The 19,093-nt window shown below is 67.2% G+C and carries 22 protein-coding genes; 7 read left to right on the top strand and 15 right to left on the bottom strand.

What is annotated here, in order from left to right; translation table 11 throughout:
• Positions 1-36: 36 nt before the first annotated feature.
• Together ACWF99_RS21350 and ACWF99_RS21345 are read left to right on the top strand one after the other, a co-directional pair.
• Entirely contained in the window at positions 37-693 is a 657-nt protein-coding gene (locus ACWF99_RS21350; protein ID WP_378634467.1) for a DedA family protein, read from the top strand.
• 32 nt (positions 694-725) lie between these two features.
• A complete protein-coding gene (locus ACWF99_RS21345; protein ID WP_378634465.1) occupies positions 726-1,391 on the top strand; it encodes a DedA family protein in 666 nt (221 codons plus the stop codon).
• A 1-nt stretch (position 1,392) separates the two neighbouring features.
• On the opposite strand, the gene ACWF99_RS21340 is transcribed toward ACWF99_RS21345, so the two are convergent.
• The 3 genes from ACWF99_RS21340 to ACWF99_RS21330 form a co-directional block, all read right to left on the bottom strand.
• Complete coding sequence (locus ACWF99_RS21340) at positions 1,393-2,484, bottom strand: glycoside hydrolase family 76 protein (RefSeq protein WP_452537357.1); 1,092 nt, start codon at positions 2,482-2,484, stop codon at positions 1,393-1,395.
• 131 nt (positions 2,485-2,615) lie between these two features.
• Positions 2,616-3,281, bottom strand: coding sequence for a TrmH family RNA methyltransferase (locus tag ACWF99_RS21335; protein WP_452537204.1), 666 nt, complete (start codon positions 3,279-3,281; stop codon positions 2,616-2,618).
• Positions 3,282-3,305: 24 nt separating this feature from the next.
• The gene (locus ACWF99_RS21330) at positions 3,306-3,644 is read right to left on the bottom strand and encodes a DUF4190 domain-containing protein (protein ID WP_378633580.1); all 339 of its coding nucleotides are present in this window, start codon (positions 3,642-3,644) and stop codon (positions 3,306-3,308) included.
• A gap of 75 nt (positions 3,645-3,719) precedes the next feature.
• Between ACWF99_RS21330 and ACWF99_RS21325 the strand changes: the two genes are divergently transcribed.
• Complete coding sequence (locus ACWF99_RS21325; protein WP_378633578.1) at positions 3,720-4,166, top strand: hypothetical protein; 447 nt, start codon at positions 3,720-3,722, stop codon at positions 4,164-4,166.
• Here ACWF99_RS21325 and ACWF99_RS21320 read toward each other — a convergent pair.
• The 8 genes from ACWF99_RS21320 to clpB all read right to left on the bottom strand — a co-directional run bounded on the left by ACWF99_RS21320 (position 4,150) and on the right by clpB (position 13,217).
• Positions 4,150-5,148, bottom strand: a complete 999-nt coding sequence (locus ACWF99_RS21320) for an alpha/beta fold hydrolase (protein WP_452537203.1) — start codon at positions 5,146-5,148, stop codon at positions 4,150-4,152. The two genes, ACWF99_RS21325 and ACWF99_RS21320, sit on opposite strands and share 17 nt — an antisense overlap.
• A 127-nt stretch (positions 5,149-5,275) precedes the next feature.
• Positions 5,276-5,971 carry a lysoplasmalogenase family protein gene (locus ACWF99_RS21315; RefSeq protein ID WP_378633573.1) on the bottom strand — a complete coding sequence of 232 codons (696 nt, stop codon included), beginning with the start codon at positions 5,969-5,971 and terminating at the stop codon, positions 5,276-5,278.
• A 1-nt stretch (position 5,972) separates the two neighbouring features.
• Positions 5,973-7,031 (bottom strand): beta-ketoacyl-ACP synthase 3, encoded by a 1,059-nt coding sequence (locus ACWF99_RS21310; protein WP_378633570.1) that lies wholly within the window; start codon positions 7,029-7,031, stop codon positions 5,973-5,975.
• 69 nt (positions 7,032-7,100) lie between these two features.
• Positions 7,101-7,664: an orotate phosphoribosyltransferase gene (pyrE, locus tag ACWF99_RS21305; protein WP_358061648.1), complete on the bottom strand. Its 564-nt coding sequence runs from the start codon at positions 7,662-7,664 to the stop codon at positions 7,101-7,103.
• Between the two features lie 5 nt (positions 7,665-7,669).
• Positions 7,670-8,476, bottom strand: a complete 807-nt coding sequence (locus ACWF99_RS21300) for an SDR family NAD(P)-dependent oxidoreductase (RefSeq protein ID WP_378633568.1) — start codon at positions 8,474-8,476, stop codon at positions 7,670-7,672.
• Positions 8,477-8,529: 53 nt separating this feature from the next.
• Positions 8,530-9,696 (bottom strand): hypothetical protein, encoded by a 1,167-nt coding sequence (locus ACWF99_RS21295; RefSeq protein ID WP_452537202.1) that lies wholly within the window; start codon positions 9,694-9,696, stop codon positions 8,530-8,532.
• A 68-nt stretch (positions 9,697-9,764) separates the two neighbouring features.
• Entirely contained in the window at positions 9,765-10,580 is an 816-nt protein-coding gene (locus ACWF99_RS21290) for a DUF5666 domain-containing protein (protein WP_452537201.1), read from the bottom strand.
• A 63-nt stretch (positions 10,581-10,643) separates the two neighbouring features.
• Positions 10,644-13,217, bottom strand: a complete 2,574-nt coding sequence (gene clpB / locus ACWF99_RS21285) for an ATP-dependent chaperone ClpB (RefSeq protein ID WP_452537200.1) — start codon at positions 13,215-13,217, stop codon at positions 10,644-10,646.
• A 210-nt stretch (positions 13,218-13,427) separates the two neighbouring features.
• Here clpB and ACWF99_RS21280 point away from each other — a divergent pair, with 210 nt between their 5' ends.
• The 3 genes from ACWF99_RS21280 (at position 13,428) to ACWF99_RS21270 (ending at position 15,282) form a co-directional block, all read left to right on the top strand.
• Positions 13,428-14,417, top strand: a complete 990-nt coding sequence (locus ACWF99_RS21280) for an NADP-dependent oxidoreductase (protein WP_452537199.1) — start codon at positions 13,428-13,430, stop codon at positions 14,415-14,417.
• A gap of 121 nt (positions 14,418-14,538) precedes the next feature.
• On the top strand, positions 14,539-14,709 hold the full coding sequence (locus tag ACWF99_RS21275; RefSeq protein ID WP_452537356.1) for a DUF6882 domain-containing protein: 171 nt from the start codon (positions 14,539-14,541) through the stop codon (positions 14,707-14,709).
• 174 nt (positions 14,710-14,883) lie between these two features.
• Positions 14,884-15,282, top strand: coding sequence for a hypothetical protein (locus ACWF99_RS21270; RefSeq protein WP_452537198.1), 399 nt, complete (start codon positions 14,884-14,886; stop codon positions 15,280-15,282).
• 343 nt (positions 15,283-15,625) lie between these two features.
• Here ACWF99_RS21270 and ACWF99_RS21265 read toward each other — a convergent pair whose 3' ends face one another.
• The 4 genes from ACWF99_RS21265 to ACWF99_RS21250 are packed head-to-tail and all read right to left on the bottom strand — an operon-like array spanning position 15,626 to position 18,637.
• Complete coding sequence (locus ACWF99_RS21265; protein ID WP_452537197.1) at positions 15,626-16,384, bottom strand: ESX secretion-associated protein EspG; 759 nt, start codon at positions 16,382-16,384, stop codon at positions 15,626-15,628.
• Between the two features lie 33 nt (positions 16,385-16,417).
• Positions 16,418-17,719, bottom strand: a complete 1,302-nt coding sequence (locus tag ACWF99_RS21260; protein WP_452537196.1) for a hypothetical protein — start codon at positions 17,717-17,719, stop codon at positions 16,418-16,420.
• A 1-nt stretch (position 17,720) separates the two neighbouring features.
• Positions 17,721-18,098 carry a hypothetical protein gene (locus ACWF99_RS21255; protein WP_452537195.1) on the bottom strand — a complete coding sequence of 126 codons (378 nt, stop codon included), beginning with the start codon at positions 18,096-18,098 and terminating at the stop codon, positions 17,721-17,723.
• Positions 18,099-18,112: 14 nt separating this feature from the next.
• Entirely contained in the window at positions 18,113-18,637 is a 525-nt protein-coding gene (locus ACWF99_RS21250) for a DUF3558 domain-containing protein (protein ID WP_452537194.1), read from the bottom strand.
• Between the two features lie 88 nt (positions 18,638-18,725).
• On the opposite strand from ACWF99_RS21250, the gene ACWF99_RS21245 reads away from it, so the two are divergent.
• Positions 18,726-19,091 (top strand): hypothetical protein, encoded by a 366-nt coding sequence (locus ACWF99_RS21245; protein WP_378633544.1) that lies wholly within the window; start codon positions 18,726-18,728, stop codon positions 19,089-19,091.
• Positions 19,092-19,093 lie beyond the last annotated feature (2 nt).

Here is a 19,093-nt window from a genome sequence, read left to right as displayed (position 1 = left end):
ACGAACAACCTTGCGTTGACCCAGTTGCTGGACCCGATGTATCTGCTCCAGGAAACCTGGCTCAAGAACGCGGTGCTACCGGCCATCCTGGCGATTGTGTTCATCGAGACGGGTCTGCTGTTCCCGTTGCTGCCCGGTGACTCGCTGCTGTTCACCGGCGGCATGCTCGCGGCGCAGCCGGGCTCGACCCTCTCGATCTGGGTGCTCGTGCCGTTGGTGATTCTCACAGCCTTCGCCGGCGACCAGTGTGCGTATTGGATCGGCCGCAAGATCGGTCCGGCCATCTTCAAGAAGGAAGACAGCCGCTTCTTCAAGAAGCACTACGTCACCGAGACGCACGAGTTCTTCGAGAAGCACGGCCCCAAGACCATCATCCTGGCCAGGTTCGTGCCGATCGTGCGCACGTTCATGCCGGTGCTGGCCGGTGTGTCGAAGATGAGCTACCGCAAGTACGTGGCGTTCGACATCGTCGGCGCGGTGCTGTGGGGTGGCGGCGTCACGATCCTCGGCTACTTCCTCGGCAACGTGCCCTTCATCCGCGATCACATCGAGGGAATCTTCCTGCTGATCGTGTTCGTCTCGATCCTGCCCGCGATCATCACGGTCGGTAAGAAGGTGCTCGAGCGCCGCAACGCACCGGCCGCGCCGGCGCAGAGCGGCGAGCTGGCTGCTTCGACGAACGAGACGCACTGATCCCTGTGACCGCAGTACCGTCGACCCTCGCTATGGGCAGCTTCGATCCGCTGATCTCAGCAGGCCCCGCTGTGGTCTGCACGGTGGTGCTAGTTTTCGTCTTTCTCGAATGCGCGTTCATCATCGGGCTGTTCCTGCCCGGTGATTCCATGCTGATCACCGCGGGCATCGTGCTCGCCTCGCACGCCAATGGCGAGGCGCAGGTCTGGGCATTGTCGGTGGGCACCATGCTCGCCGCGATCGCGGGTAATCAGGTGGGTTATGTCGTCGGGGCGCGGACCGGGCATCGCCTGGTCGCGCGCAAGAACGGCCGATATATCAACACCAAGAATCTGGCCAAGGTCACCGATCTGCTCGAACGGCACGGGTTCCTCGCGGTGCTGGTGGCCCGCTGGATTCCGTGGGTGCGCACGCTGTGCCCGATGGTCGCGGGTGCGGCCGGGATGGATCATCGGCGCTACACCGTGGCCAGCACGCTCGGCGCGATCATCTGGGCGCCCGTGCTGTTGTTGATCGGGTACTACGCGGGCGAGTTCCTCGAGCAGGTTCCGTGGCTGATGCCCGCGGTGATCGGCACGCTGATCGTCGGTCTGATCGTCGGCACTGTTCTCGGTATCCGGCACTATCGCCAGGAGATGGCGAGGCCGGTCGAGGATTACGACCTCGAGCCGAGCGTCGCGGTCGAGTCCGAGCGCTGAGCTACAGCCCGGCCGCGGTGACCTGGTAGGCCGCTTCCATCAACATCCAGCCGGACAGCTGCACGGACAGGTCGCGTTCGGGCACCGCCGAGGCCGTCACCGAACCGCCCGCGGTGAATCTGCCCGCGCCCGCGGTGCCGCCCGGCAGCCTGGCCGGTTTGCTCCAGTCGAATCCGAACAGCGGCTCGCCTTCGAACTCGAGCCGATTGGCCCAGGCGGCGGTGGCCGAGGCTTTGACGATGGCCGCGGCGGTGCGCCGATCGGTTTCGGCCTGCTTGCCCTCGCCGGGCAACATCAGGGCGACCACCGCCAGGTAGCGCGCCAGGACGCCGTTGAACAGCCCACCGTCACCGCCGCCGCCACCGTTGATCACCAGGCGGGTGGTCATGTGTTCTTCCACCGCGGCCAGCAAGCCGCTGACTCGTTCGATGTGACGTTCGTCGTCGTCGGTGTGCACGGCCAGCTCGGTTTCCAGACCGAGCACGACTCCCTGGCAGTAGCTGAACACCGGGCGTTCGACCTCGCCCGAGGGTAGGTGGATCCCGTCGAGGATCAGGCCGGATTCGGGGTCGCGGAGGGTGGTGTCGAGCCAGTCGGCCATCTCTCGCGCGCGCTCCACCCGGCCGAGGCGTAAGAGCGCGATGCCGGCCGGGCCGTTGGCGGGGGCGTTGAAGAAGTCCGATTTGATCCGCCACGGAATACCGCCGCCGACCTCGGGTTCCCAGGCGCCATAGAGCTTCTGCTCGAGGGCGATCAGGCCGCTGCGCGCCGAGGTGAGTTCCTGCGTGCGCTCGGCGCGTTCCAGGGCAATGGCCAGCCAGGCCATGTCGTCGTAGTAACGATTGGTCCAGCCAGTGATGTTGCGTAGCCGGATGCCGCGGGCGATCGCGCCGATGCGCCTGCGGCGGGCGGGGGTGGGGACACGATTGGCGGCGTCGACCGCGACGTCGAGCAGGTGTGCCTGCCACCAGTAGTGCCAGCCCGCGAAGGCTCGTTCACGACGAGTCGCCGGCCAGCCGACAACACCCAATTCCGTTCCGGGACAACCCCACAGCGTCCGCAGGTGCCGCGAGACGATCGCGGACTCGGCCATGTCGGCACGCTCGGACCACAACGCCGGGGTGGGCACGGATCCGGCGCGATCAGAGGGCTGGGGGCGCCGGCCGCTGCGCGAGGTCATGGCTCCATGGTGCCAGGTGGTACCGACATTCCGTGCCCATTCCGTTACCAGGCCGCAGACAGGTCGGCGTGTTGGCGGATCCAGGCGTGCATGGCGATGCCCGCGGCGACACCGGCGTTGATGCTGCGGGTCGAGCCGAACTGGGCGATCGAAACGGTCAGGGCCGCTGCGTTTTTCGCGTCGTCGCTGACCCCGGGGCCCTCCTGGCCGAACAGCAGCAGGCAGTCGCGTGGCAGTTCGGCGGTCTCGAGCGGGACCGCGCCGGGCACATTGTCGACGGCGACCACCGTCAAACCCTCGCGCGCGGCGAATTCACGCAGCTCGGCGAGGTCGCTGTGGTGGACGAGGTGCTGGTAGCGGTCGGTGACCATGGCGCCACGCCGGTTCCAGCGCCGTCTGCCGACGATGTGCACCGCGGCGGCGGCGAAGGCGTTGGCGGTACGAACCACGGTGCCGATGTTGGCGTCGTGGCCGAAGTTCTCGATGGCCACATGGAAGGGGAAACGGCGGGCGTCGATGTCGGCGACGATCGCCTCGCGGGTCCAATAGCGGTAGGCGTCGACGACGTTGCGGCGGTCGCCCTCGGCCAGCAGAACAGGGTCGTAGCGCGCGCCGGTGGGGACGGGGGTGTCGTATTCCTGCTCCCACGGACCGAGGCCGTGCGGGTGCTCGCCCCACTCGGTCGGGCCCGCGACCTCTGCTTCATTCACCCGGCAATGCTAGGCGGGGGCTCGCTACGACGAGGAATCGGCCATCGCGCCGACGATCATCAGCACCACGGCGACACCGACGATCAGGACGGTGAAGGCCAGCAAGCACGTACCGACGATGCCGAGGATGTACCCGGCGTATACCTGCGTGCGACCACCGATCTGCCCACCGGAGCCATCGATTTCAGCGAGCACGCCGCGACCCTTGAGCCAGGCGAACGGAGCGCAGAGTCCGCACAGCGACATGCCGAGCACACCGAGGACGAGGACCGTGGTGGCCTGCGGATGCTCGGGCGGCGGGCCGTAATAGCCCTGGGGATAGCCCTGCGGGTAGCCCTGGGGCCCGTTGTCCGGGTAACTCATGACCGAAGCGTAATCGCGACCGCCCCGAATCGCCGTTTATCCTGGAGGGACAGAGTCTTTTCGGTGGTGAGCGTGATGGATCATGCGCGAGTGTCGCGGGCGCTGATCGGCGTCGTGGCGGGGTATCTGATCGCGCTCGCGGTGTGGTTGGGGTGGCTGGCTCCGCACGCGCCGCCGGGCACCGCACCGTTTCAGGTGATGATCATGGTCGGGCTGTTCGGTTCGGCGTGCGGGATCGCGATGACGTGGGCTTCGATGCCGACACGGGCGGATCGGCGGTTGCTCAGGCACGGGCTCGAGGGGTGGGCGCGCATCGACGGGGTGCATCCGCTGAGCCTGACCGATCACGCGAGTGAGCTCACCGAGTTCGATGTGGAGCTCACCGTGCCCGGCTCCGAGAGTTACCACGGGACGATCGTGGTGGACGTGATGCCGGTACACAAGCCCAGAATGGTTGTCGGACAGACAGTTCCGATTCGGGTGGACCCGCAGGACCGGGATCGGATCATCCTGGCGCTGTGAGCGGCGCGTGTCCGTTCGACCGCGCCGGGTCGTCGGCGGGCGCGGGGATGTTCGACGGCGCGGGCGACGGGAGGCCGACGATCGGGCGACCGCGGCGGAGGGTGCGCTGCCAGCGCAGGGGGTCGAAGACGGCCGGGTCGGTCTCCTCGATGAACGAGCGGATCAGTGCGACGAAGCGGTCGGGATCGAAATGATGCGGGAAATGGCCTGCGCCCGCGAAGATTTCGATACGACTGCCGGGGAAGGCACGATGTGCGCGATCCGCGTGACCAGACGGGATGACGGTGTCGCGGGTGCCGCCGACGACCAGGGTGGGCAGGTGGGCGGCGAGATAGCCGCGGTCGAGCATGGTGATCGTCTGGCCGCGGCGGTCGGCGGCCGCGCGGATGGTGCGCAGGAAGGCGTTGCGAGCGCCGGAGTCGGAGAGGTGGCCGTAGAGGCGGAGCACGTATTCGGCGTCGGGACCGAGGCCGAGGCCACCCAGCGCGGTGACGATCGGCACCGCGGCCGTCACCGCGGTGCGGACCGGCCAGCTGGTGATCGCCATCAGCGCCGGGCCCGCGCCTGCCAGTGTCGCGAGCCGGAACGCGGGGTGCACCCCCGCACCCATTCCCGCCGGGCACACCAGTGCGATCCGCTCCACCTTCTCCGGAAACTGGTAGGCGAACTGCATCGCGACACCGCCGCCGAGCGAGTGCCCGACGACGGTGATCCGCTCGATGCCGAGGATGCTGAGCAGATCGCGCATGCCGTTGGCGTAGGCCGCCACGGCGTAATCGCCGCGCGGTTTGTCCGATTCGCCGTGGCCCAGCAGGTCAGGTGCGATCACGGTGTAGTGCTCGGCGAGCGCGTCGAAGACCGGCGCCCATGTCCCCGAGCTGTCGGTGATGCCGTGGATGAGCAGCAGCGGCGGACCGGTTCCGGCCATCCGGAACGCCCGGCGATACCCGTGCACCTCGATGAACTGCGCTTCCCCACTCATCTACGAAGCGTGCGCGCGAGGTGTTGCGCCCCGACGACACCTGAGTTAGCGCCGTGTGACACCGAGTATCACGAACTCACCGGCGAGCGGGGAGTGCGGAGCGCCGAGACGCTCCAGGTGCGAGATCCTACGTCCGGCCCAGATCACGGGGAGGCGGGACAGTGAGCAGGTATTGCGCGGAGGCGTACGTCGCCAGGATGACGCCCTCGGTGATCCGGCGGGTGCGGTCGTCGCGGGCGAAGAGGCGGCGCACGACGATCAGCGCATCCGAGATCGTGAACAGCAGGGCCCCGACGCCGTAGCGACTGCGCGGGTCGGAGTTCGGAATGTTCAGGCCCGCGATGTTTTTCGCATCCGGGGCGAGAGCCGGGTCCGAAGCGAGGGTCGCGGCCGTGCCCAATGTCGCGCCGTAGGCGGTGAGCGGCAGAACGAGGTTCGGGGCTTTGGCGCGCAGCAAGCCCGCCGCGCCGACCCAGGCCACCACACGCGGGAGGGCGATCTCGGGGCGCGGCCGGGCACCGCGCTTCCACCACAGCAGGGAGTAGCCGGTTTGCATGACCGCGAAGGACGACGCGCCCGCGATGAGGCGGCGGTCGTCGTCGGGGTCGAGCAGCAGCACATCGCCGACCGTCGCGGCGGCCAGCGAGCCGAGCAGGAGCCGGCGTTCGGCCGGATCGAGATCGACGCCGCTGGTCACCGTGTCGGCGGCGAGCAGCGGCATCAACAGCGGCTTGGCGACCCATTGCAGGCGGTCGCGACCGGTGACGGCACCGAACACAGTGACCGCCGCCGCCCCCAGATAAGCGGCGCGCAACCCTCGCATGTCAGAAGCTCGGTTCCTTCGGGGCGGGCGGCAGGGTCACTACCTGGCCCGCGTAACTCAGACCCGCGCCGAAGCCGAGCAGCAGCGCGAGCTGACCACCCTTCGCCTTGCCGGTGACCAGCATTTCCTCGATCGCCAGTGGCACCGAGGCAGCGGAGGTGTTGCCGGTGTTCTCGATGTCGTTGGCGATCGGGACACTCTCGGCCAGGCCGAGGTTCTTCTTCATCAGCTCGTTGATCCGGGCGTTGGCCTGATGCGGGACGAAGACCTCGATGTCCTCCTTGGCCACGCCGGAGGTCTCAAGCGCCGCGGAGAGCGCGCGCGGCAGCGTGACCGCGGCCCACCGGAAGACCTTCGGGCCCTCCATGTGCAGCGACATCCGGCCGACGGCCTCGACCGCCGGATCGGTGCCCTGCAGGGCCTGCGCCTTGTTCATGTACTCCAGGAAATCGACGTCCTGGGCGATGGCTTCAGCGTTCTCACCGTCGCTGCCCCAGACCGTCGGGGAGATGCCGTTGTCCTCGGCCGGGCCGACGACCACAGCGCCCGCGCCGTCACCGAAGATCATCGCGGTGCCGCGGTCGGTGGGGTCGAGGCCGACGGTCATCGTCTCGGCGCCGATCACCAGCACATAGTCGAACGAGCCCGCGCGGATCAGGTCGGCGGCGACACCGAGTCCGTAACAGAAGCCACCGCAGCCGGACGTTAAATCGAAGGCGGCGACCCCGTTGAGCCCGAGGTCGAAAGCCACCGAGGGAGCGCCGTGCGGGGTGAGCTTGAGCCAGCTCGAGGTGCACAGGACGACCGCGCCGATCTTGGATCGATCGATCGGGGTGTTGTTCAGCGCACGCTCACCGGCGGCCGCGGCGATCGACCGGATCGTCTCGTCGCCACTGATCCAGCGCCGGTTGTGGATACCGGTGCGCTCGAAGATCCAGTCGGGCGTCGAGTCGAGGGTCTCGCACACTTCGGCGTTGGTGACGATGCGCTGCGGACGGTAGGCACCGATCCCGAGCATCGCAACGTTGTCGCGACCTTTGTTTACTGCAATGCTCACCACAGGTGACTCACACGTCCTTCAGACTTTCCGGACAGACCACGTCGTCGTCCGGGTTCGGCGTTGTTCAGGCTATCCCAGGGCGAGATCGTCGAGACCGAGGATGGATCGATATTCCAGCCCCTCCTCGGCAATCACCTGGTCAGCACCGGTTTCCCGGTCGACAACGGTGGCAACGCCGACCACGATCGCGCCCGCGTCGCGCAGTGCGCGCACCGCGGTGAGCGGCGAGTTGCCGGTGGTGGTGGTGTCCTCGACGACGAGCACGCGCTTGCCGACGATGTTGGGGCCCTCGATCTGGCGCTGCATGCCGTGCGCCTTGGCGGCCTTACGGACCACGAAGGCGTCGATCGGACGGCCCGGCGCGTGCATCACGGCCATCGCGACCGGATCGGCGCCCATGGTGAGCCCGCCGACAGCGTCGAAGTCCCAGTCGGCGACGAGCTCACGCAGCAGCGTGCCGATCAGCGGCGCCGCCTGGTGATGCAGGGTCGCGCGGCGCAGGTCGACGTAGTAGTCGGCTTCCTTGCCCGAGGACAGCGTCACCTTGCCGTGCACGACCGCGAGCTCGCGCACGAGGGCGGCCAGCTGGTCGCGATCGGCCTTCGTGAGCGCCTGACGTGCTTGGTCGATCATCTAAGTCATGTCCTTCCGCGTGCGTTGAAGAGTCCGCGATTCATGCGGGCCACCAGGGTGCGCGGGACGAAGCCCGCTACCGCGGTGAGCACCTTGTACTGCACGCCGGGCACGCTGATCACCCGGCCGGAGTCCAGATCCTGCAGGCACCCGTCGACGACCTGGTCGACGTCGAGCCACAGGCGCTCGGGCAGCGAACTCATCTCGATGCCCGCGCGCTCGTGGAACTCGGTGCGCACGAATCCGGGGCACAGCGCTTGGATGCGGACACCGGTGCCCACCAATCCACCCGCTAAACCCTCCGTGAAGGATACGACGTAGGCCTTGGAGGCCGAGTAGGTCGACCCCCGTCCGGGGATCAACCCGGCCACACTCGCCACATTCACGATCGAACCCGCGCCCGCCGCGACCATCGGCGGCAGGGCCGCCCTGGTGAGTTGCAGGACCGAGGTGACGTTGACGTCGAGCTGGGCCTGCAGCTCCGCGGGCTCGAGGGTCCAGAACTCACCCGAATGCGCGAAACCCGCGTTGTTCACGAGGAATTCGATGCCTTGGGCGGCTCTGGCCGCGACGCGAGCACGATCGTCGTCATCGGCCAGGTCGGCGACGACGACTTCGGCCGACGTGGCGAAACGGCGGGCAACATCGTCGGCGAGTGCGCGCAGGCGTTCCTCGTTCCTGGCGACGAGGACCAGGTCGTAGCCGAGGGCGGCGAGACGGTGGGCGAAACCCCGCCCGATGCCGGACGTCGGTCCGGTGATCATCGCGACGGGGCGGTGCACGCCGGGCAGACGTGAAGGACTATCAGACATCGCTGGTCGATTCCGGTCGACGGGGTGCCGCGACGACTACCGCGGCAGGTGGATCACTTCGGAACAGGGCCCTGGTAAGGGCGGAAACCGGGGTGGAACGGTCCGCCCGGCTGACCCGATTCCGCGTCGTCGAGCGATGGCTCGGTGCGCGGACGCGGCTCGGGGACGACGGCCAGCGACGGGCGCTTCGGCGGTTCGCCCAGCGGGCGGCGGCCGGGCGCGGGCTGGTCTTCGAACTCGGGGTCGTCGAGATCGGGGTCGTAGTCGGCGGGCAGGGCGGGGGCGCGGCCGCCGATCGGGGCGCGATCGTCGACGTCGCGGGTCGCGGCGCCACGCGCCGCGGAGGGCGCGTCGACTTCGGGGAAGCGGGCGCCACGATAGGGCTCGTCGTCATCGGGCAGGCGGGCCGCGGAGCCACGGGGGGCGAAGGGCTCGTCATCGGAGTCGAGTTCGTCGGGGCCCGGGAAACGGGCGCGGCCACGTTCTTCCACATCGGCGTATTCCGCACGGCCCGCGGCGAATTCGCGATCGTCGTCTTCGTCGTCGTACTCGGGGCGGAAACCGGGTGCGAGATTGGCACTCGACCGCGGCCGGGTGAACTCGTTCGGCTCGGCCACCGGAGGCAGCACGTGCAGCAGGCCGGACAGTCGGAGCACCACGTCGATGGCGGTCTCCCAGTCCTTGGATCCGCTGCCGACGGGGAGCATGCCGAGGGTCCAGTTGCCCTCACTCCACAGCATCTGCACGGTGTCGGACAGCGACTCGATGAAGCCGACCATCCGCTGATCCACCGCGTGGCGCGCGATCTCGGGGTCGGTGGCGAACACGACCCGGTCGCCGATGGCACCGAGCAGTTCCAGATCGTGGTCCTTCGGCGGCGCGGCGGTCTTGAGCCGCATGTCGACATCGATCTCGGAGCCGATCTGGCGTCGCACGGCCACCAGGGTCGCGGCGTCCTCCAGGTCGAAGAGCACGAACTTCTCGCCCTTGCGAATACCGGAGACCACGTCGACCGCCGAGAGATAGCCGAGCTTGGCCAGCGCGCCACGTCGCCACGTCGAGGCGAGCGCGGGCTCCACCGACACGTAGGTGTAGCCCTGGGACTTCGCCCACACCTGTCTCGCGTGTCCGGTGCGCTGCCGCTGGACCCGATCGAAATACAACAGGACGACCGCACCCACGAGTGCGATCGCTGCTAACCCGAACCACATAGCCGTCATCGTCGCCTAGCCTATCCAGCCGTCGCCGTGATTGCCCGGTAGCACCGGGGATTCGACGCGCGGGTCGCTCATCGGGGGCCGCCCGGCAACGCCGTACTGATAATGATCTTGGCGTGGATCGACCCGTCTGGGTTCTTGTCGCCCTGCACCATAACCATGTCGCCCACGGGAAGCTCGCTCGCCTTCGTGCTGGTCAGCGAGATCACCTGGGTGGCATCGTCGATCAGCACCCGCACATCGGATCCACCGAGGGTGCTCATGGTGATCTCGGTACCGGTATTGGCGGTGATACTGCCCATGGTGGCGCCGAGATCTTCGCCGCCGCCGAGACCGGGCAAGCCGGGGAGCCCGCTCGCGCTCGGCGGAGAGCCCGGCGTGGTTTGTTTCGGTGTCGGCGGGACGAGCAGCTGGCTCGTCGTCGGCGCCGATGCGGTGTTGGCGCCCGAGTCGTTACCGCTGAGGACCAGACCGGCGAGCACCCCGCCGACCGCGATCAACGCCAGTACGCCCAAGCCGAGCGCGATCCACAAACCGATGTGACGTTTGGGAGGTTCCTCCTGGTCACCGTCCTGCGGCCGCGGTGGATACCCCGGCGGCGGCGCGGCGGGATAGCCCTGGCCATACCCGGGCGGCGGCGCCTGGTAACCCTGGTCGTACCCCGGCGGCGCCTGCTGCGGCGGGGGTTGAGCTGCCGGATAACCACTTTCGTAGTCACCCCATTGCGCGTCGTGCGGCGGCAACGCCTGCGTCGGGTTCGACGGTTGCCCCCACTCGTCGAACGAATTGCCTCCGTACGGCGTGGTCGAGTCGGTGCCCGGCGAACCCAGCCGTTCGGTCGGCGAATCCTCCGGGCGTTGCCCCCACGGATCGTTCGGGTTCGTCATGGGCTCCAGGGTAGGACAGCCCGGTGCGTTTGGGAGGTCCCTACGCACCGGGCTGTGAACAAATCACGGGCTGTGGACAACTTCGCGCTCTACGACGAGCTTGTCGGTGGCGTCGTCCACACTCACCTTCACCGTGTCGCCGTCGGCGACCGAACCGGACAGGAGTTCCTTGGCCAGGCTGTCGCCGATGGCCTGCTGGATCAGCCTGCGCAGCGGTCGCGCGCCGTAGGCCGGGTCGTAGCCGCGCACCGCCAGCCACTGCTTGGCCTCCTCGGTGACATCGAGGGTCAGCCTGCGCTGCGAGAGCCGTTTCTGCAGCTGACGCAGGTTGATGTCGACAATCGACTCCAGTTGCTTGGCGTCGAGCGCGTGGAACATCACCACGTCGTCGAGCCGGTTGATGAACTCCGGCTTGAACGCGCGCCGCACCGCCTCCATCACCTGATCGCGGTCGCCACCGGCGCCGAGATTGGAGGTGAGAATGAGGATCGTATTGCGGAAGTCGACCGTGCGCCCCTGGCTGTCGGTGAGCCTGCCTTCGTCGAGAACTTGCAGCAAAATGTCGAAGACGTCCGGGTGCGCCTTCTCGATCTCGTCGAACAGCACCACCGAATACGGTCGCCTGCGCACCGCTTCGGTGAGCTGGCCGCCCTGGTCGTAGCCGACATATCCGGGCGGCGCGCCGACGAGGCGAGCCACCGAGTGCTTCTCGCTGTACTCGCTCATGTCGATGCGGACCATGGCGCGTTCGTCGGCGAACAGGAAGTCGGCCAGCGACTTCGCCAGCTCCGTCTTGCCGACACCGGTCGGGCCGACGAACAGGAACGAGCCCGTCGGGCGATTCGGATCAGCGACGCCGGCGCGCGCCCTACGGACCGCGTCCGACACGGCCTGCACCGCTTCCTCCTGCCCCACGACGCGCCCCGCGACCTCGCTTTCCATCCGCAGCAACTTGGCGGTCTCGCCCTCGAGCATGCGCCCGACCGGCACCCCTGTCCACGCCGAGACGACGTCGGCGATGTCGTCGGGAGTGACCTCCTCGTTGAGCATCATCTCGCCGCTGGCGGCGGTGCCACTGGCGGCTTCGGCGGCGGCGAGTTCCTTCTCCAGCGCCGGGATCTTGCCGTAGCGCAGCTCGGCGGCCTTGCCCAGATCGCCGTCACGCTCGGCCCGCTCGGACTCCCCGCGCAGCGCCTCGAGCTGCTCCTTGACCCCGCGCACCGAGTCGATCGCGTTCTTCTCGTTCTGCCAGCGCGTGGTGAGCTGGCCAAGCTTCTCCCGGTCGTCGGCGAGTTCCTGACGCAGCTTCTCCAGGCGCTGCTTCGACGCGGCGTCGGTCTCCTTCTCGAGCGCCACCTCCTCGATCTCGAGGCGGCGCACCGCCCGTTCCACCTCGTCGATCTCGACCGGCCGCGAGTCGATTTCCATGCGCAGCCGCGAAGCCGATTCGTCGATCAGGTCGATCGCCTTGTCGGGCAGGAATCGTGAGGTGATGTAGCGGTCCGAGAGCGTCGCCGCCGCCACCAGCGCGGAGTCGGTGATCCGCACGCCGTGGTGCACCTCGTAGCGCTCCTTGATGCCGCGCAGGATGCCGATGGTGTCGGCCACCGACGGCTCGCCGACCAGCACCTGCTGGAATCGCCGTTCGAGCGCGGCGTCCTTCTCGATGTACTTGCGGTACTCGTCGAGGGTGGTCGCGCCGACCAGGCGCAGCTCGCCGCGGGCCAGCAGCGGCTTGATCATGTTGCCCGCGTCCATCGCCGAGTCGCCGGTGCCGCCCGCGCCGACGATGGTGTGCAGCTCGTCGATGAAGGTGATGATCTCGCCCGCGCTGTTCTTGATGTCGTCGAGCACGGCCTTGAGCCGCTCCTCGAATTCACCGCGATACTTCGCGCCCGCCACCATCGCACCGAGGTCGAGCGAGACAACCTTCTTGTTGCGCAACGACTCCGGCACATCGCCTTCGATGATGCGCCGCGCCAGACCTTCGACGATGGCGGTCTTGCCGACGCCGGGTTCGCCGATGAGGACAGGGTTGTTCTTGGTGCGCCTGCTCAGCACCTGGACCACGCGACGGATCTCGGTATCGCGCCCGATGACCGGATCGAGTTTGCCCGCGCGGGCCGCTTCGGTGAGGTCGGTGGAGTACTTCTCCAGAGCCTGGTAGCTGGCTTCCGGGTCGGGGCTGGTGACGCGGGCGCTGCCGCGGACCGTGGCGAACGCGTCGCGCAATGCCTCCGGGGTGGCGCCGTGCTTGCGCAGCAGCTTCGCCACGTCGGAATCGCCGTCGGCCAGTCCGACCAGCAGGTTCTCGGTGGAGACGTACTCGTCGCCGAGTTCGGTGGCCAGTCGCTGAGCGGCCGTGATCGCGGCCAGGGACTCCCGGCCGAGCTGGGGTGTGGTGGTGGCGCCGGTGGCCCGCGGCAGTTTGTCGGCGATGTCGCCCGCCTCGCGTTCGACGGTCGCCGGGTCGACACCGATGGCTTTGAGCAGCGGTGCGGCGATGCCGTCGGTCTGGTCGAGCAACGCCACCAGCAAGTGCGCCGGACGGATCTCCGGATTGCCTGCGGCGGAAGCGGCCTGCAGAGCGGCGGTCAGCGCCGCCTGCGTCTTGGTGGTGGGATTGAACGAGTCCACGAATCTCCTTGTGTGTGTCCGGTATCGACTTGTTCAACGCTCACAAAGTTGAGTCTGTTCCGCTCAACTCTAAAAATTTTCACGGACTTCGAATCCGCGCTTCACGGTACGCCGCGACACCACCGAAGACGACCAATCACCGCATGTCGAACGGCTATCCGCCTAGGATTGCGATGCCCGGCTCACCCCCGATGCGAGGAGTTCACCCCCATGCGCGCGATCGTGGTTCAGAAGTTCGGCGCCACACCCGAGCTCGCCGATGTCCCGGTTCCCGACGCGGGTCCCGGTGAGGTTCAAGTGGCGCTCGACGCGGCCGGGGTCAACCCGTTCGACCTGAAAATGGCCGACGGCATCCTGGAGGGCAAGATGCCCACCGACTTCCCGATGATCCTCGGCGTCGACGGCGCGGGCACCGTCTCGGCGATCGGCACGGGCGTCACCAAGTTCAAGGTCGGCGACAAGGTGGTCGGCAAATTCCTGACCGCGCCGGCGGGACACGGCAGTTGGGCGCAGTACGCCACGGTCCCCGAGGACGCGACCCTCGTCCCCATCCCCGACGGCGTCACCACGGTGGCCGCGGCGGCGCTGCCGGTCGCCGGGGTGACGGCCCAGGATCTGGTGGACGCCGCGCATATCCAGCCCGGCCAGACGGTACTGATCGTGGGCGCGACCGGCGGTGTGGGTTCCTTCCTCGTCCAGCTCGCCAATATCGCCGGCGGCCATGTGATCGCGACCGCCCGCGGCGACGCCACCGACCAGGTCGCGCGCCTCGGCGCCGCCGAGACCGTCGACTACACCCAGATCCGCCCCGCCGACCCGAATGTCGTCGACCCCGACCCGGCCACCCGCCAGGACTCGAGCATCACCGACGCCGTCCGGTTCACCCACCCCGACGGCATCGACGTCCTGTTCGACCTGGTCAGCTCCGCGGGCGATTTCGCCTCGCACGCCACGCTCGTCCGGCGCGGCGGACACGCCTACTCTACGATCTGGGCAGCCGACGAAGCCGTGCTGCGCGACCGCGACATCACCGGCGGGAACTTCGAATCCAAAGGCCGCTCACCGGAATTGAGCCGCCTGCTTTCTCGCGTGGCCGCCGGTGATGTGGTTGTTCCGGTGCAGATGACAGTGCCACTGGAGGCTGCTCCTGCCGTGCTCGGTCAGGGCAGTGCACGCGGAAAGACCGTCCTCGCCATCTGATTCCCGGCCGATAGGGTCGTCGTCATGTCTGACGTGACTTTGGCGAACCTGCTCGACGATGCTGCTCTGTACTCCTTCGAGCATCAACTGCATCTCGGCCGCGCCGGGACCGCAGTCCTGGTTGTGGGCGTGGGGTAACCCGGCCGACTACCCGGATTCGGCCACCGGGCTCGCGCAGTCCGTGCGCGATTTCGGAATCCGTTATGGGATAAGCGAACTCGCCGATGCGGAGGTGCCGTTCGTCCGACATCTCCGACTTCGCTTCCGGCCACTATCTGGATCCTCCAAATAGTGGCCGGGAGCTGCTGTTGCCAGCCGGCAGGGTTGTGCGGGTCGAGAGTGTGACCCCGCACGTGTTGCCGGACGGAACGACGGGCTACGTTATCGAGCTCCAGGTCGTCGGATCAGCGTGGCCGACGAGCACGGCGACGCCATGACTAGTAACCAGGAACAGTAGGAGAGGTACATGACGTCGGAGGAGATGGTGCCAGCTCGGGTGCGGGACATCTTCGTCACAACTCTGAAACCGGGGACGACCCACATCGCCGCACTCCCGGATCCACTGCCGATGGGGATCGGGATCGGGTTGATCGCACCAGAAGGGTCGTCCCGCGAGCGGATCGTCGTCCGCGCCGAGCACGACGAGACCGGCTACTTCCTCGACTTCTACAAAGAGGGTAACGACGGGGAAACCTCCTCTCACTACCGGATTCGTGAGGATGGCTCGGTTACGCCGCTGGAGAATCTCATCTTGGTGCACCGGCACTTCGACGATCCCGAACAGGCCCGGCAGGAGCGGGAGCGCGTCGGCGCCCACAACAAGCGGGTCAGGGAGATCCTTCGGGCGAAGGATTTATTCTTCTGAATCAGAGGATCCGCACATTCATGACCGCAGAAGCAGTGATACCCGGTCCGGTGCAGGACACGTGAATCGGCCCCCGGGTTGTGCAACGCATACGAGCCACCGACGCACCTTCGCCGGCTCGATATCCGGCCGATTCGCTGCCAGGTTGAACGTCATTTCGTCGAGCGTTCTCCGCGCCGGTTTCGCCCGTGACCTGAATGATCTGGTCGGTTGGATAGCTCGCCAGGTAGTCCCCTGACGCGGCGCAACGCACGATCGGCTACCTCAGCATCGATCTCGCCCGGCTCGATCCGCTCGGCTCGGATTCCAGCCATGATTACCTCCTCTCTAGAGCGTGCCCCGTTCAATGGAGGAGGTAGGTGCCGGTGCGGGCCTTGGTGGCTGTGGTGGTGAGGATGGTGGCGAGGGTGGATTGGATTCGGGTGGGGGTGGTGGGTTTGGCGATGAAGGTGGTTTCGCCGTAGAAGACGTAGCGGCCGTCGCCGGGGATGTCGTGGAGTTGGAAGTCGTCGCGGCCTTCGGTGTGGCGGTTGTCGACGCTGCCGTGGGCGTAGACGCCGATGTGGGTGAGGGTGGTGGTGGGTTTGGCCAGGAAGGATTCGAGTTGTTCCCGGGGGGTGGGGTTCCAGCGGTCGCGGACGTGCGGGCGAGGGGCCGCGAGTTCTGCCGCGGTGACCCGGATTTCGCGGCCCTTGCCGGGCGCGACTTTGGGGAGGGTGGACAGGACGGCGGCGGCCAGGGCGTCGGGGTCGCAAAGGTGGAGGGTGATGTCGCCGGGGTTGGTCTCGTCGCCGGGAGCTTGGACGGCGAGGGAGGCGTAGGTGTCGCGGGTGCCGCCGTGGGCCCGGATCGTTTTGACGCCCTTGGACGCTCCCGCCACTTCGACGCGGGCGTGCGGGGCGAGCAGGGCGGCCATGGCGCGGTCGAGATCACTGTCGAACTCGGCCATCAAGTTCTCCGCGGCCTTGCTGCGCAGACGCAGGACCTCGGCGTGGGTGTCGACGTCGGTATGGCGGTGATGCAAGGGGTACGGGAGGACGTCGCGGCCCGCGGCTTCCCACAGGGTGCGGAAATCTAACGCGGTGAAATGCCAGGTACGCACGGGAGATCTACTCTGTTCCATCAGGATTGGCGACTAGTCGGCGCCGATGACCGGCGGGACCATCTTGGGCAGGGTGTCCAGACCGGTGAGTTCGTCACCGTTCTCCTGAGTGATGAGGTAGTCGGGGATTCCCTTGGTCGATTCGTCGTCCTTGCCGCCGCCCTTGCCCGCTCCGGGGCTCATCATGCCGGGCATGCCGGAACGGCCCGCTGTGCCCGTGCCGGTTCCACGGCCCCCGGCGCCGCCGGCAGACGTCGGACTGCCGGCCACCGCACCACCCGGCGTTCCCGCGCCCGGTGTGCCCGCACCCGGCGACCCACCGCCGGGCGAGCCCGCACCACTCGGTGATCCGGACGGCGAGCCCGAACCGGGGACGGTCGCGCTCGGGGTGGTCGAGGCGGGAGTCGTCGAGCCCGGCTCCGTCGACTCGGGAGTGGTCGATTCGGGAGTGGTCGAATCGTCGGTCGAGTCGTCGGTGTCGTCCGGGTCGGTGGTGGGAGTGGTCGACGCCGGAGTGGTGGGCTGCGTCGTCGTGGACTGGGTGGTCGGCTGCGTTGTCGAACCCTGCGTCGTGGATTGTGTTGTGCTGACCTTTGTTTCGGGTTGGCCGCCGCCGTCTTCGATGGTCTTCGGGATGGGGATCACCGGGACCTTGTTGTCGGATTCGTAAATCACAGGGGCGTAGACGGTTTGGAGGATACGAACGGCTTCGACGCGCGCGTTCTCTTGCGCGACATCGTCATTGCGCCACCCACGTCCGGTGAGCAGGGCGCCGACATTGTCGAGACCGCTGCGGTGCTCGGGCTCGTGGGGGACGAGACGTTTTGTCGGCTCGAGGCCGGTGCGGAGTTCGTCCAGTTTGGTGCTGGTGAGCGCGGCGGCGGTGGTGACCTTTTTTCCCGTGGTGTCGTATGCCGCAACTGTCTGCGCGGCCGCGCTCGCTGCGGAACCTGCCCAGACGTCGGGGGACATGCCGCGGGCGATCTGCTTGCGGAACTCGTCGAGGGATGTGCTGTTGCGCGTAGAGATTTCGTTCCAGGCGCCGATCAGGCCGTTTACGGCGTCGAGATCGATCTTGTCGACCCGATCGCGTAGCTCCGCGACGGTCCCAGGGAAAGCATCGTTCTTCGCCACCATTGAGGGGCGGTAATCACCGTCGAACCCGAGGTCGCCTGCCTTCCGCCGGTTGCCGTCTCGCTGAGCGTTGTACCGGTTCTGGATGTCAGCGATTTCTGAACTGTCGAGTTCGCCGTCGTCACCGGAGAACGGCGACATGACGAAGTCGCGGAGGTTGCCGAGTAGGTCGATGCCGCCGATGCTCTGCATGCCGGTCAATTCAGCTCACCTGCCCCGTGACGTAGTCGAGGGCATTGGCGTTTTCGATGTCTTTGCCTGCAATGCGTTTGAAGGAGATGGAGAAGACCTCACGCAGCTGTTGCACAGCCTCGATGTCTTTCCTCACCACAGCATCGATCGAGTTCTGGTCGCCAGTCGCCTGAAGGAGGAACTTCTTCTCGAGATCTTTGCCGATCTGGAAGTCACCGAACCCGGTGACGCTCTGGACCCGACGGGTGACAACCAGGATCTCTTGCAGATCGGCAAGTCGGTCGTCGCACGCCTTGAACATGTGGAAAGCCGCAGCTTCGTCGTTCAGATAGACCTCGCCCGCCTTGGCTTGCGCAAGCAACGCGCTGTATGCGGTGTTCTCACTCATGAACCCTCCCCGGTTCAGTTCGGAAAGATCGGAACAAGCACTTCGCCCACGCGCTCGAGGTACATGCAGGGGTCATCCAGCCCCGTCTTCAGCGCCGAGTTGAAGATCTGCAATTGGACGACGCCCCGATTTGCGGGGAAGACCACGTCACAACCGAGATCCTTCGACGCACCCGCGACCTTGAACTCGCGTCCCGCACGGCCCGCGATAGTCACGTCCCGGAAGTCGACATTGCCTGGCTTCTGCTCGAACTCGTTTACAGCCTTGTCCGTCGTGTAAACGGTGATCGAATAATCGGGTCCACCCCATCCACAGATCTCCCACCCCGACTGCGGAACCCCCGCGACACCCTTCTCCTCCGTAGCCGGATCAACCCCAGCCTCACTCAACGCAGCATCCGAAATCTCCGTGCACGGATTCCACAACACCGGTTTGGCCGTGGTCGTCGCCCCCTTCGACGTCGACTCCCCCGAGTCGCACCCGACCAGCCCGACAACCGCCAAACCGGCAACCACCATCGCCGTACCTGCGCGTTTCATCCCCACCCCTTCCGGCCGAGTACTGCCTTGACCAGGCACATTAGCACGGTCAACCGACCAGAGCCGGGGCCGCGTAGGTTGTCGGAGCATGAGCGAACTTCGACTTTCGGCGCCGTTCGACGGGCGTAGTCCCGAGGGCAAACCGGTGGTGAACCGGTCGGCGGTGGACTCCGATATCCAGGATCGGGTGCTGTCCTACCTCGAGCACGCGCCGGTGATTCTGAGCGCCCGCGGCCACGACGCCGACGAGTTCGACCCCACCCGGCGCGACGTGCCGTTGAACTTCCACACCGACGGCACGTTCGTCTGGCCGGGCGCTGTTCCCTACTACCTGCGCAAGTACGGGCTGCCGCCGGAGGCCGCGCTGGTCCAGCACATCGTGGGCAAGGGGTTCGAGATCGGGGAGGTCGACGAAGGGGCACGGCAGGCGGCGGTGCGGAGGGTCACCGGCTGACG

The sequence above is a fragment of the Nocardia sp. NPDC055002 genome, from assembly GCF_053608825.1.
Note: the sequence above shows the minus strand (reverse complement) of the source record. Positions and strands in the feature narration are given on the sequence as shown.